Raw genomic sequence first — 13345 nt, forward strand, 5'->3', positions numbered from 1 at the left:
CTGGTAAACTGCCCGTCATATCCATTCAGGGCAGTACCAGCGGGAATACGGTTTATTCGTCTTCCAGCTCGATGTTAATACCCAGAGAGCGGATCTCTTTCAACAGTACGTTGAAGGATTCCGGCATTCCTGGTTCCATCTGGTGGTTGCCATCCACGATGTTTTTATACATCTTGGTACGGCCGTTAACATCGTCGGACTTGACGGTGAGCATTTCCTGCAAGGTGTACGCGGCACCATATGCTTCCAATGCCCACACTTCCATCTCACCGAAGCGTTGACCACCGAACTGCGCCTTACCACCCAACGGTTGCTGAGTAACCAGGCTGTACGAACCAGTTGAACGAGCATGCATTTTGTCATCCACCAGGTGATTCAGTTTCAGCATATACATGTAGCCAACTGTAACCTGACGTTCGAATTGCTCACCAGTACGACCATCAAACAGAGTAATTTGCCCAGAAGTCGGCAAGTCACCCAGTTTCAGCAGCTCTTTAATTTCTTTCTCTTTCGCACCATCAAATACTGGTGTTGCAATTGGCATACCTTTTTTCAGGTTTTCTGCCAGACGCATAACTTCTTCATCAGAGAAAGTGTTCAGATCAACTTTCTGACGGGTTTCATCACCCAGGTCATAAGCTTTCTGGATAAATTCACGCAGTTTGGCGACTTCCTGCTGCTGTTTCAGCATCGCGTTAATCTTGTCACCAATACCTTTCGCAGCCATCCCCAGGTGAGTTTCCAGGATCTGACCAATGTTCATACGTGATGGTACGCCCAGTGGGTTCAGTACGATATCTACCGGCGTACCGTTTTCATCGTAAGGCATATCTTCGATCGGATTGATCTTGGAGATAACACCCTTGTTACCGTGGCGACCCGCCATCTTATCACCAGGCTGAATCTGACGCTTAACCGCCAGATAAACTTTAACGATTTTCAGCACACCCGGTGCTAAGTCATCACCCTGAGTGATCTTACGACGTTTAGCGTCCAGTTTTTTCTCGAACTCAGTTTTCAGTTCGTCATACTGTTCAGCCAACTGTTCCAACTGATTCTGTTTTTCTTCATCAGCCAGACCCAGTTCTAACCAACGCTCACGAGGCAGCTTATCCAATTTCTCAGCTTCGATGCCGCCAGAAATCAGGACAGAACGGATACGGGCAAACAAGCCAGCTTCAAAGATTCGCAACTCTTCTGTCAGGTCTTTCTTAGCCTGACGCAGTTGCATCTCTTCGATTTCCAGAGCACGCTTATCTTTTTCGACGCCGTCGCGGGTAAATACCTGTACATCGATAACCGTACCGGATACGCCATTTGGTACGCGCAGAGAAGAGTCTTTAACATCAGACGCTTTTTCACCGAAGATAGCACGCAGCAGTTTTTCTTCCGGCGTCAGCTGAGTTTCACCTTTAGGTGTCACTTTACCCACCAGAATGTCACCGCCGGTAACTTCTGCACCAATATAAACAATACCGGATTCATCCAGTTTGGAGAGTGCAGCTTCACCCACGTTAGGAATGTCAGCTGTGATCTCTTCAGGCCCTAATTTGGTATCACGAGACACACAAGCCAGTTCCTGGATATGAATGGTTGTAAAGCGATCTTCCTGAACGACACGCTCAGAAACTAGGATGGAGTCCTCAAAGTTATAACCATTCCACGGCATGAACGCTACGCGCATGTTCTGACCTAACGCCAATTCACCCAAGTCAGTGGATGGACCGTCAGCCAGTACGTCACCGCGTTCTACGGGTTCGCCCAGAGAAACACATGGCATTTGGTTAATGCAGGTGTTCTGGTTAGAACGGGTGTATTTAGTCAGGTTATAGATATCGATACCTGCTTCACCCGGATACATTTCGTCTTCGTTTACTTTGATAACGATACGGGATGCATCAACGTACTGAACCACGCCGCCACGTTTAGCAACGGAAGTTACACCTGAGTCAACCGCTACAGCACGTTCCATACCTGTACCTACCAGCGGCTTGTCAGCGCGCAGTGTAGGAACAGCCTGACGTTGCATGTTTGCACCCATCAATGCACGGTTTGCGTCATCGTGTTCCAGGAATGGGATCAAGGAAGCACCGACGGAAACCACCTGTTGAGTGGAAACGTCCATATATTCAACCTGTTCACGGTTGAATAAACTGGATTCGCCATAGTTACGGCAGGTTATCAAATCTTCAACGAAGTGACCTTCATCGTCCAATACGGTGTTTGCCTGTGCGATAACGAAGTTACCTTCTTCAATCGCAGACAAGTAATGAATTTCATCAGTTACAACACCATCACGAACCAGACGGTATGGGGTTTCAAGGAAACCATACTCGTTAGTCTGCGCATAAACAGACAATGAGTTAATCAGACCGATGTTCGGACCTTCCGGGGTTTCAATTGGACATACACGGCCATAGTGAGTTGGATGTACGTCACGCACTTCGAAGCCCGCACGCTCACGGGTCAAACCACCTGGGCCTAATGCAGAAATACGGCGCTTGTGAGTGATTTCAGAAAGCGGGTTGTTTTGGTCCATAAACTGAGACAGCTGGCTGGAACCAAAGAATTCTTTCACCGCGGCTGAAATCGGCTTGGCGTTGATCATGTCCTGAGGCATCAGGGTATCCAGATCACCCAGAGACAGACGCTCTTTAACCGCACGCTCAACACGTACCAGACCAACACGGAATTGGTTTTCCGCCATTTCACCCACAGAGCGGATACGACGGTTGCCTAAGTGGTCAATATCGTCGACTTCGCCTTTACCGTTACGGATATCAATGAGTTTCTTCATAACATCAATGATGTCATCTTTACTCAGGATACCAGAGCCTTCAACTTCTTCACGGCTTAGCGAACGGTTGAATTTCATACGGCCAACCGCAGAAAGATCATAACGATCTTCTGAGAAGAACAGATTTTCAAACAGATTTTCTGCTGCTTCACGCGTTGGCGGCTCACCAGGACGCATCATGCGATAAATCTCAACCAAAGCGCTCAAACGATCATTGGTTGGGTCAACACGAAGAGTCTCGGAGATATATGCACCGTGATCCAAGTCGTTGGTAAACAGGGTTTCGATAGATTTATGACCAGCCTGGCTCAAACGTGCCAGCAGATCCAAAGAGAGTTCCATGTTAGCCGCACAGATAATTTCACCTGTGTTGACATCAATGTAATCTCTTGCAACAACTTTACCCGCGATGTATTCAACCGGAACCTCAATACGGTTCACTTCGTCTTTTTCTAACTGGCGGATATGACGTGCGGTAATACGACGGCCTTTTTCAACATAAACTTTGCCGTTTGCTTCAATATCAAAAGAAGCCGTTTCACCACGCAGACGCTCTGGCACCAGTGTCATCTGGAGTTTGTTGTCACGAATTTCGAAAACAGTCTTACTGAAGAACAGATTCAGGATGTTTTCAGTGCTGTAATCCATTGCACGCAGAATAATCGTTGCCGGCAATTTACGGCGACGGTCAATACGTACAAACAGGTTATCTTTTGGATCGAATTCGAAATCTAACCAAGAACCACGGTAAGGGATAATACGTGCGTTATACAGCACTTTACCGGATGAGTGAGTTTTACCCTTATCGCTGTCAAAGAATACACCAGGACTACGATGTAACTGGGAGACAATAACCCTCTCAGTACCATTGATAACAAAAGTACCGTTGTCAGTCATGAGTGGAATTTCACCCATGTAGACTTCTTGTTCTTTGATGTCTTTGACCGTGCCTTCCGGTGCTTCACGTTCATAGATGACCAGACGCAGTTTAACGCGCAGAGGTGCAGAATAAGTGACACCACGAATCTGGCACTCTTTAACATCAAACACTGGCTCACCAAGACGGTAGCTAACGTATTGCAGCTCCGAACTGCCACTGTAGCTCTGAATTGGGAATACAGAACGGAATGCCGCTTCTAAACCATTCTGGCCTTCTGGATCTTGCTCGATAAATTTCTGGAACGAGTCAAGTTGGATAGAAAGGAGATAAGGTACATCCAAAACTTGTGGACGCTTACCAAAATCCTTACGAATACGTTTTTTCTCGGTATAGGAGTAAACCATAGGGTTCCTCAGCTCGCTGATCAGTGACCCACTCTGTCCGCCCTAAAGGACAGCTCTTTACGACACTGTTTTTTCGAACAGAAAATTGAATTATTTTCTGTAATACCCATTACTATTACTCTTAAATCATTTCATTGCGCTACCTTACTACCGAGCTACCCGAGTGGATCGTAGCTGAGAACGCAGTATATTAAGTCGTCAATAGGAAAAAGTATTTGGGGGTTAATTAACAGTCAAACAGTGGAAATGCTGCTAATGCCCTACAGCGCAAAAAGGCTGGTGATCAATAAATCACCAGCCGTCAGCCTTTAAAGTCAGGCTGCTAACTCAAAACTGAACTTACTTAATCTCAACAGAAGCACCAGCTTCTTCCAGAGATTTTTTCAGTGCTTCAGCGTCATCTTTGCTGATAGCTTCTTTCAGTACAGCTGGAGCGCTTTCAACCAGGTCTTTCGCTTCTTTCAGACCCAGACCAGTTGCGCCACGTACTGCCTTGATAACAGCAACTTTGTTACCGCCGATAGAAGACAGAACAACGTCAAACTCGGTTTGCTCTTCAACAGCTTCAGCAGCACCGGCAACTACAGCTACAGCCGCAGCAGCAGAAACGCCGAATTTTTCTTCCATTGCAGAGATCAGTTCAACAACATCCATGACGGACATTGTTGCAACTGTGTCCAGAATTTGTTCTTTAGTGATAGACATAACAAGTGTTCCTAAAATTCAGAAATAATTTATACGTTAAAAAGCAACGAAGGAAATTGGCAATTAAACTGCTTCTCTCTGCTCGCGTAACGCTGCCAGTGTACGAACCAGTTTGCCTGCAACGGCTTCTTTCATGGTTGACATCAGGCGTGCGATTGCTTCTTCGTAAGTTGGGAGTGTCGCCAGACGGTCAATATTGGCCGCGGAAATAAACTCACCTTCAAAGGCTGCTGCTTTAATCTCGAATGCTGGATTCGCTTTCGCGAACTCTTTGAACAGACGAGCAGCTGCGCCCGGATGTTCGTTAGAGAAAGCAATCAAGGTTGGACCAATAAACGCTTCTTTCAGGCACTCATATGCAGTACCTTCAACAGCACGGCGGATCAGTGTGTTACGAACAACACGGATATAAACGCCAGCTTCGCGACCTGCTTTACGCAGTTCAGTCATTTTACCTACAGTAACGCCACGGGAATCCGCAACAACCGCAGACAGCGCGCCTTTGGCTACTTCGCTGACTTCAGCAACAATCGCTTGTTTGTCTTGAAGATTTAGTGCCATTAGCTTCTTGCTCCTGGATTAACCGGGAAGAACCCGGAACTCACATCACTCATAACACCAACAAGGTGTCTGAGCTCTAAAACACGGTGAGCAGAATCCAGAAATAAATTTCATTTGGCTCTGTCACCGTCTACGCAGGGATATTAAGTAATCACTTACACCTGCGGTCTTGGACGGGGCTTGGATTAGGCCAAGCTCCAACCGAAAAATTGTTTGTTTAGCTAATAAATAATCTATCAGCCAAACATAAGGCGCCAAATTTTAGACAAATCTGACGCCAAGGTAAAGCGATAATCACATTCAGTTCAAATTAAACTGAAGCGCTCAGACCAGCCTGGTCAATCGCTACACCTGCGCCCATAGTAGTGGACAAGCTAACTTTCTTAATGAAAATACCTTTAGCAGAAGATGGTTTTGCTTTTTTCAGCGCAACCAGCAGAGCTTCCAGGTTTTCTTTCAGCTTGTCAGCGTCGAAGTCAACTTTACCAATGGTGGTGTGGATAATGCCGTTTTTATCGTTACGGTAACGAACTTGGCCTGCTTTAGCATTCTGAACAGCTTCAGCGACGTTAGGTGTTACAGTACCTACTTTAGGGTTTGGCATCAGACCACGTGGGCCCAGGATTTGACCTAATTGGCCAACAACGCGCATTGCATCTGGCGATGCGATAACAACGTCAAAGTCCATTTCGCCTTTTTTAACCTGTTCAGCCAGGTCTTCCATACCCACCAGTTCAGCGCCAGCTGCTTTAGCAGCTTCAGCGTTTGCACCCTGGGTAAATACAGCTACGCGAACGGAACGGCCAGTACCGTGAGGCAATACAGTTGCACCACGTACGTTCTGGTCAGATTTACGAGCGTCGATGCCGAGATTAACAGCAACGTCAACGCTTTCTACGAATTTAGCAGTTGCCAGCTCTTTCAGAAGAACAACGGCTTCGTTAATGTCATACTGTTTAGTTGCATCAACTTTTTCACGAATTGTGCGCATGCGCTTGGTCAGTTTAGCCATCGATTAACCCTCCACTACCAGGCCCATGGAACGAGCAGTACCTTCAATTGAACGCATCATTGCGTCAACGTCAGCACCAGTCATATCCGCAGCTTTAGTTTCAGCAATTTCACGAATCTGCGCGCTGGTTACTTTACCAACTTTATCTTTATTCGGTTTGCCGGAACCTGATTTAACACCAGCGGCTTTTTTCAGCAGAACAGCGGCTGGTGGGGTTTTGGTAACGAAAGTGAACGAGCGATCGGAATAAACAGTGATCACAACAGGAATTGGCAAGCCTTTTTCAATGCTATCAGTTTTAGCATTGAACGCCTTACAGAATTCCATGATGTTAACACCCTGCTGACCTAAAGCAGGACCTACTGGAGGGCTTGGGTTAGCCATACCAGCTGCAACTTGCAACTTGACATAGGCTTGTACTTTCTTAGCCATTGATAATTTCCTCTGTGTGGGTGATATCGCCTTGTTCAAAAGGCTCCCCTGTCATTTCAGTCCCGCCTTCTCGGGCCAGACCACTAAAAACAAAAGGCGCGAAATTGTATGTTAATTTCACGCCTATTGCAAGCCAGCAAAAGATATGCCTAAAAAATCAAGCTTTCTCTACCTGACTGAAATCCAGCTCAACTGGTGTAGCACGACCAAAGATAGAAACCGATACCTTCAAGCGGCTTTTCTCGTAGTCGACTTCTTCCACAACACCATTGAAGTCTGCAAATGGACCATCGCTGACACGGACCATTTCGCCTGGTTCGAACAATGTTTTTGGCCGTGGTTTATCACCAACCTGCTGAAGACGATTCATAATCGCATCAACTTCTTTATCACTGATTGGTGCCGGGCGGTCAGATGTGCCACCGATAAAACCCATGACACGCGGTACGCTGCGAACAAGATGCCATGTTGCATCGTTCATAATCATTTGTACCAGTACATACCCAGGGAAGAATTTGCGTTCACTTTTGCGACGCTGGCCGCTACGAATCTCGACAACTTCCTCTGTTGGCACCATCACTTCGCCAAAAGAATCTTCCATATCATGCAGTTTGATATGTTCACGTAAAGATTGTGCAACACGACCTTCAAACCCGGAGAATGCCTGTATGACATACCAACGTTTTTTTGGGGAATCCGACATCTTAGAACCTCAGGCCTGTAATAAATGAAACTAAACGCACCAGGATGCCGTCAAGACCCCAGAGGATCAAAGACATCAATGCAGTCACTGCCGCCACAATCAAAGTTGTGTGCAACGCTTCCTGGCGAGTTGGCCAAATGACTTTGCGCATTTCAACGCGAGCTTCACGGGCAAAAGCCAGTGTGGTTTTACCTTTAGCTGTCCAGAGCGCAACCGCTCCCGCAAGAGCAACAATAACAACAACCGCTATCGCGCGCAAAGGAAGGCTATACTCCCGATAAAGGTAGTTACCAACGATAGCAGCCGTTAATAAAGCTGCCACTAATAGCCATTTCATTACCTCAAGACCGCGCCTGCTTTCTTGAGCATCGCTATTCGCACTCATAAACCAACCTGTAACTATGATTTAAATAGATAGCCAGCTTGCCTCGCAAGAGCAAAACAAATCAGACCGAACCAAAAAATTTGAGTGATTGTATCTGACTTGGCGCCATAATTCAGTATGACATTGTATATCTGAGAGATATATAGCCAATTCGTTGTATCAGAGCCTATCTCACCAATAATTAAAAACAACTATTGATGAGATAGGTTCTTATAAAACAACGTACAAAAAGGGCATCAGTTGATGCCCTTTTAGAGTAATCACATCAAAAAATTATGCGATAACTTTAGCAACAACACCAGCACCTACTGTACGGCCACCTTCACGGATTGCGAAGCGCAGACCCTGGTCCATCGCGATTGGTGCAATCAGGGTAACGACCATCTGAACGTTATCACCTGGCATCACCATTTCTACGCCTTCTGGCAGTTCGATAGTACCGGTCACGTCAGTTGTACGGAAGTAGAACTGTGGACGGTAGCCTTTGAAGAACGGAGTATGACGGCCGCCTTCGTCTTTGCTCAGAATATAAACTTCTGATTCGAAAGTGGTGTGTGGCTTGATTGAACCTGGTTTTGCCAGTACCTGACCACGTTCGATTTCATCACGTTTAGTACCACGCAGCAGAACACCCACGTTCTCACCCGCACGGCCTTCGTCCAGCAGTTTGCGGAACATTTCTACGCCGGTACAAGTTGTTTTCGCAGTATCTTTGATACCCACGATTTCAACTTCTTCACCCACTTTAACGATACCGCGCTCTACACGACCGGTAACGACAGTACCACGGCCTGAAATAGAGAATACGTCTTCGATTGGCAGCAGGAATGGCTGGTCAATAGCACGCTCTGGCTCTGGAATGTAGCTATCCAGGGCATCAGCCAGTTCAATGATTTTCGCTTCCCACTCTGCGTCACCTTCCAGTGCTTTCAGGGCAGAACCACGGATTACCGGCGTGTCGTCGCCTGGGAAATCGTACTGAGACAGCAGCTCACGCACTTCCATCTCAACCAGTTCCAGCAGCTCTTCGTCGTCTACCATGTCACATTTGTTCAGGAACACGATGATGTAAGGAACGCCTACCTGACGGCCTAACAGGATGTGCTCACGAGTCTGTGGCATTGGACCATCAGTTGCTGCAACTACCAGGATCGCGCCGTCCATCTGGGCAGCACCGGTGATCATGTTTTTCACGTAGTCGGCGTGGCCTGGGCAGTCAACGTGCGCATAGTGACGGCTTGGGGTATCGTATTCTACGTGAGAAGTAGAGATGGTGATACCACGCGCTTTTTCTTCCGGCGCGTTATCGATCTGGTCGAATGCACGAGCGTTACCACCGTAGGTTTTAGCCAGTACAGTAGTGATGGCAGCAGTCAGGGTAGTTTTACCATGGTCAACGTGGCCGATAGTACCAACGTTAACGTGCGGTTTTTTACGTTCAAATTTTTCTTTAGACACGACTCTATTCCTTAATATCGCTCCCTCGTTATATGGGGAGGGAGCTAAATCTAGATATTAAACCCGAAAAGCTTATTTGGCTTTACGAGCTTCGATAATAGCCTGAGCGACGTTGCTCGGCGCTTCATTGTACTTCAGGAACTCCATGGAGTAAGAAGCACGACCTTGGGTCTGAGAACGCAGGTCAGTAGCATAACCAAACATTTCAGATAATGGTACCTGAGCACGTACGATTTTACCGGTAGCAAGATCTTCCATACCGTCAATCATACCACGGCGACGGTTCAGGTCACCGATAACGTCACCCATATAGTCTTCTGGAGTTTCAACTTCAACTTTCATGATAGGTTCCAGCAGAACTGGTTTCGCTTTCATGAAGCCTTCTTTGAAGCCCATAGAACCTGCGATTTTGAACGCCATTTCAGAGGAGTCAACTTCGTGGTAAGAACCATCGAACAATGCCACTTTAACGTCAACAATCGGGTAACCGGCCAGAACACCATTTTTCATTTGCTCCTGAATACCCTTATCTACCGCGGGGATATATTCTTTAGGAACAACACCGCCAACAATTTCGTTAGCGAATTGGTAGCCTGGGCCACCTGCTTCCATTGGCTCAATACGCAGCCATACGTGACCAAACTGACCACGACCACCAGACTGACGAACAAATTTACCTTCTTGTTCAACAGTAGTACGGATGGTTTCACGGTAAGCAACCTGAGGTTTACCGACGTTCGCTTCAACTTTGAACTCACGACGCATACGGTCAACCAGAACGTCCAGGTGAAGCTCACCCATGCCCGCGATAATAGTCTGGCCGGATTCTTCATCGGTAGACACGCGGAATGATGGGTCTTCCTGAGCCAGACGACCTAAAGCGATACCCATTTTTTCCTGGTCGGCTTTAGTTTTTGGCTCAATCGCAACAGAGATTACCGGCTCTGGGAATTCCATACGCTCCAGAATGATTGGAGAACTGATATCACACAGAGTATCACCGGTAGTCACGTCTTTCAGACCGATCGCAGCTGCGATGTCGCCTGCGCGAACTTCTTTGATTTCTTCACGCTTGTTAGCATGCATCTGAACGATACGGCCAAAACGCTCTTTTTTGTCTTTCACTGGGTTAAGAACGGTATCACCGGAATTAACCACGCCAGAGTAGACACGGAAGAAGGTCAGGTTACCAACGAATGGGTCAGTAGCGATTTTAAACGCCAGTGCCGAGAACGGTTCGTTATCGTCAGAATGACGCTCTGCCGGGGTATCTTTACCATCTGGCAGAAGACCTTTAATAGATTCAACGTCAGTTGGTGCCGGCAGGTACTCAATAACGGCATCCAGCATTGCCTGAACACCTTTGTTCTTAAATGCAGAACCACAGGTAACCAGGATGATTTCGTTAGTCAGAACACGATGACGCAGGCCAGCTTTGATCTCTTCTTCAGTCAGCTCTTCACCGCCGAGGTATTTTTCCATCAGCTCTTCTGATGCTTCCGCAGCGGCTTCAACCAAGTTGTTACGCCATTCTTCAGCCAGATCCTGCATATCAGCCGGAACATCTTCATAAGTGAAGGAAGTTCCCTGATCTTCCTCGTTCCAGTTGATAGCTTTCATTTTCACCAGGTCAACAACACCGGTGAAGCCATCTTCTGCACCAATTGCCAATTGCAGAGGTACTGGGTTTGCAGCCAAACGAGTTTTGATCTGCTCAACAACGCGTAAGAAATTCGCTCCCATACGGTCCATTTTGTTAACGAACGCAATACGTGGAACTTTATATTTATTCGCCTGACGCCATACGGTTTCAGACTGTGGCTGAACACCACCAACCGCACAATAAACCATGACCGCACCGTCAAGAACACGCATGGAACGTTCTACTTCGATAGTGAAGTCAACGTGCCCTGGGGTGTCAATGATATTGATACGGTGCGCGTCAAACTGCTTAGCCATACCTGACCAGAAAGCAGTTGTTGCTGCGGAGGTGATGGTAATACCACGCTCCTGCTCCTGTTCCATCCAGTCCATAGTAGCAGCGCCATCATGAACTTCACCGATCTTATGGTTTACACCAGTGTAGAACAGAATACGTTCGGTAGTGGTGGTTTTACCGGCGTCGATGTGTGCACTGATACCGATGTTACGGTAGCGTGCAATGGGTGTTGTACGAGCCATTTGATTCCTCTATTCCTAGGACGTTCAATTTAAATCTGGGTGGCAGAGCTGCCACCCAGGGCATCATCACTACGATGGAATTACCAACGGTAGTGTGCGAACGCCTTGTTAGCTTCTGCCATACGGTGAACGTCTTCACGTTTCTTAACAGCAGAGCCTTTATTCTCGGCTGCGTCAGATAGTTCGTTCGCCAGGCGCAGGGCCATAGACTTATCACCGCGTTTACGAGCAGCTTCAACGATCCAGCGCATTGCCAGAGCATTACGACGAACCGGACGAACTTCAACTGGAACCTGATAAGTAGAACCACCAACACGACGAGATTTAACTTCCACGGTTGGACGCACGTTATCCAGTGCGAGTTCAAACGCTTCCAGATGTTCTTTACCAGAACGCTGAGCCAGGGTCTCAAGCGCACTATATACAATTGCTTCCGCAGTAGATTTTTTACCATCTACCATCAGGATATTGACAAATTTGGCCAGTAATTCAGATCCGAACTTTGGATCTGGCAAAATTTTACGCTGACCAATTACACGACGACGTGGCATGGAAATACTCCGTTTCGAATTCAGGGTTGTCCAAAACTCTACGAGTTTATTTTGACATTAAAGTGAAAATGTTTGGCCTTACTTAACGGAGAACCATTAAGCCTTTGGCTTCTTCGCACCGTACTTAGAACGACCTTGTTTACGGTCTTTAACACCGGAACAGTCCAGTGCACCACGCACAGTGTGGTAACGCACACCTGGCAAGTCTTTAACACGACCGCCACGGATCAAAATTACGGAGTGTTCCTGCAAGTTGTGGCCTTCACCACCGATGTAGGAAGAAACTTCGTAACCGTTAGTCAAACGCACACGGCATACTTTACGCAGTGCGGAGTTTGGTTTTTTAGGAGTGGTGGTATATACGCGAGTACATACGCCACGCTTCTGTGGGCAAGCCTCCAGAGCAGGAACGTTGCTTTTTGCAACCTTCATGCTGCGGGGTTTGCGCACCAGCTGGTTAATAGTTGCCATTATTAAAAAAACTCCTGGTTTTTTTGCTTCGTAAACACGGATAAAATCTCTTGTCTGCCCTGACGGCAAAACACGAGGACGCGGAATTTTATGGCTGACTCGCCGGGGTGTCAAGAAATATACATTTTCTCTGACTACCAGGCGAATTGTTGATGGTGTTTTACCGTCAGGTTAACAAAGTCAGTATAGTCGATAACTTGCACTTTGTCCGAAATCTGACCTGTCAATCCCCGCGCCTCAATATCTTCTTTCAGAACATACAATGTAACGCCATGACTAATTAAAGCCGGAAGATAGCAATTACCATCAATGCCTGCCAGTACACCATCCTGAATAAACAATATGTCATCACCACTGGTAAGCAGATTGAATATCACATTGAAATCACATTGATAAGGGGATCGGCCAACAGTATATAGCATATCATCGTCCTTCCAATCGCTCAGAATGTCAGCACCACATCATAGCCAGCCAGTTTTTCACGAATCGCTTTTGCGGGTATCACTTCCACATCCAGAATACAACTGCGGACTGCGCTTAACCCACGCATGATAAGGTCTTCCTGGCACAAATAATATTTTTCAATATCGTACAGAGGCAAGACTTTAAACGTAGCAATATAGTTTCTGGCGAGAATCCTGTCAGGTTGCTGATCCGGCAGGAGTTGCAGCACACCATCAGAAATAAAAAATACACCAATCTCTTCTGTTAATGCCGAGGTTGCCAATAATGCATCTAAACCTTCTCTGCCGCTAGAATCACCATGAGGTGCTTTTGTAAAGACAAAAGCAATTCTTTTCATTTT

Annotated in this window: 14 protein-coding genes; all 14 read right to left on the minus strand. The window is 46.8% G+C overall.

All coding sequences use genetic code 11. The annotated features are described in order from the left end of the window. Window positions 1-52: 52 nt before the first annotated feature. Window positions 53-4081, minus strand: a complete 4029-nt coding sequence (rpoB, locus tag VY86_RS05915; RefSeq protein WP_046974277.1) for a DNA-directed RNA polymerase subunit beta — start codon at window positions 4079-4081, stop codon at window positions 53-55. A gap of 339 nt (window positions 4082-4420) precedes the next feature. Further along, on the minus strand, window positions 4421-4786 hold the full coding sequence (gene rplL, locus VY86_RS05920) for a 50S ribosomal protein L7/L12 (RefSeq protein WP_046974278.1): 366 nt from the start codon (window positions 4784-4786) through the stop codon (window positions 4421-4423). 63 nt (window positions 4787-4849) lie between these two features. Further along, a complete protein-coding gene (rplJ, locus tag VY86_RS05925) occupies window positions 4850-5347 on the minus strand; it encodes a 50S ribosomal protein L10 (RefSeq protein WP_046974279.1) in 498 nt (165 codons plus the stop codon). Between the two features lie 310 nt (window positions 5348-5657). After that, window positions 5658-6359: a 50S ribosomal protein L1 gene (gene rplA / locus VY86_RS05930; protein WP_046974280.1), complete on the minus strand. Its 702-nt coding sequence runs from the start codon at window positions 6357-6359 to the stop codon at window positions 5658-5660. Window positions 6360-6362: 3 nt separating this feature from the next. After that, the gene (gene rplK / locus VY86_RS05935) at window positions 6363-6791 is read right to left on the minus strand and encodes a 50S ribosomal protein L11 (RefSeq protein ID WP_021322885.1); all 429 of its coding nucleotides are present in this window, start codon (window positions 6789-6791) and stop codon (window positions 6363-6365) included. Then, window positions 6784-6912 carry a hypothetical protein gene (locus tag VY86_RS26170; protein ID WP_267481835.1) on the minus strand — a complete coding sequence of 43 codons (129 nt, stop codon included), beginning with the start codon at window positions 6910-6912 and terminating at the stop codon, window positions 6784-6786. Before VY86_RS26170 ends, rplK begins: the two co-directional genes overlap by 8 nt. A 36-nt stretch (window positions 6913-6948) precedes the next feature. Then, window positions 6949-7494 carry a transcription termination/antitermination protein NusG gene (gene nusG, locus VY86_RS05940; protein ID WP_011144820.1) on the minus strand — a complete coding sequence of 182 codons (546 nt, stop codon included), beginning with the start codon at window positions 7492-7494 and terminating at the stop codon, window positions 6949-6951. A 1-nt stretch (window position 7495) separates the two neighbouring features. Beyond that, window positions 7496-7879 carry a preprotein translocase subunit SecE gene (secE, locus tag VY86_RS05945; protein ID WP_021322887.1) on the minus strand — a complete coding sequence of 128 codons (384 nt, stop codon included), beginning with the start codon at window positions 7877-7879 and terminating at the stop codon, window positions 7496-7498. A gap of 273 nt (window positions 7880-8152) precedes the next feature. After that, complete coding sequence (gene tuf / locus VY86_RS05950) at window positions 8153-9337, minus strand: elongation factor Tu (protein WP_046974281.1); 1185 nt, start codon at window positions 9335-9337, stop codon at window positions 8153-8155. A gap of 72 nt (window positions 9338-9409) precedes the next feature. Then, window positions 9410-11518, minus strand: coding sequence for an elongation factor G (fusA, locus tag VY86_RS05955; RefSeq protein ID WP_046974282.1), 2109 nt, complete (start codon window positions 11516-11518; stop codon window positions 9410-9412). An 80-nt stretch (window positions 11519-11598) separates the two neighbouring features. Next, complete coding sequence (gene rpsG, locus VY86_RS05960) at window positions 11599-12069, minus strand: 30S ribosomal protein S7 (RefSeq protein WP_023044363.1); 471 nt, start codon at window positions 12067-12069, stop codon at window positions 11599-11601. A gap of 96 nt (window positions 12070-12165) precedes the next feature. Continuing rightward, the gene (gene rpsL / locus VY86_RS05965; protein WP_021322890.1) at window positions 12166-12540 is read right to left on the minus strand and encodes a 30S ribosomal protein S12; all 375 of its coding nucleotides are present in this window, start codon (window positions 12538-12540) and stop codon (window positions 12166-12168) included. A gap of 134 nt (window positions 12541-12674) precedes the next feature. Continuing rightward, a complete protein-coding gene (tusB, locus tag VY86_RS05970; protein ID WP_046974283.1) occupies window positions 12675-12962 on the minus strand; it encodes a sulfurtransferase complex subunit TusB in 288 nt (95 codons plus the stop codon). A 20-nt stretch (window positions 12963-12982) separates the two neighbouring features. After that, the gene (gene tusC / locus VY86_RS05975) at window positions 12983-13342 is read right to left on the minus strand and encodes a sulfurtransferase complex subunit TusC (protein ID WP_046974284.1); all 360 of its coding nucleotides are present in this window, start codon (window positions 13340-13342) and stop codon (window positions 12983-12985) included. Between the last annotated feature and the right edge of the window lie 3 nt (window positions 13343-13345).

This window comes from Photorhabdus thracensis (genome assembly GCF_001010285.1).
GTDB classification, from domain to species: Bacteria; Pseudomonadota; Gammaproteobacteria; order Enterobacterales; family Enterobacteriaceae; genus Photorhabdus; species Photorhabdus temperata.

What these genes read in the sequence shown, in the direction of transcription:
- tusB (WP_046974283.1), bottom strand. Translation starts at nt 12,962, where the DNA reads ATGCTATATACTGTTGGCCGATCCCCTTATCAATGTGATTTCAATGTG.
- fusA (WP_046974282.1), bottom strand. Translation starts at nt 11,518, where the DNA reads ATGGCTCGTACAACACCCATTGCACGCTACCGTAACATCGGTATCAGT.
- rplA (WP_046974280.1), bottom strand. Translation starts at nt 6,359, where the DNA reads ATGGCTAAACTGACCAAGCGCATGCGCACAATTCGTGAAAAAGTTGAT.
- rplL (WP_046974278.1), bottom strand. Translation starts at nt 4,786, where the DNA reads ATGTCTATCACTAAAGAACAAATTCTGGACACAGTTGCAACAATGTCC.
- rpsL (WP_021322890.1), bottom strand. Translation starts at nt 12,540, where the DNA reads ATGGCAACTATTAACCAGCTGGTGCGCAAACCCCGCAGCATGAAGGTT.
- tusC (WP_046974284.1), bottom strand. Translation starts at nt 13,342, where the DNA reads ATGAAAAGAATTGCTTTTGTCTTTACAAAAGCACCTCATGGTGATTCT.
- secE (WP_021322887.1), bottom strand. Translation starts at nt 7,879, where the DNA reads ATGAGTGCGAATAGCGATGCTCAAGAAAGCAGGCGCGGTCTTGAGGTA.
- rplJ (WP_046974279.1), bottom strand. Translation starts at nt 5,347, where the DNA reads ATGGCACTAAATCTTCAAGACAAACAAGCGATTGTTGCTGAAGTCAGC.
- rpsG (WP_023044363.1), bottom strand. Translation starts at nt 12,069, where the DNA reads ATGCCACGTCGTCGTGTAATTGGTCAGCGTAAAATTTTGCCAGATCCA.
- rpoB (WP_046974277.1), bottom strand. Translation starts at nt 4,081, where the DNA reads ATGGTTTACTCCTATACCGAGAAAAAACGTATTCGTAAGGATTTTGGT.
- rplK (WP_021322885.1), bottom strand. Translation starts at nt 6,791, where the DNA reads ATGGCTAAGAAAGTACAAGCCTATGTCAAGTTGCAAGTTGCAGCTGGT.
- nusG (WP_011144820.1), bottom strand. Translation starts at nt 7,494, where the DNA reads ATGTCGGATTCCCCAAAAAAACGTTGGTATGTCATACAGGCATTCTCC.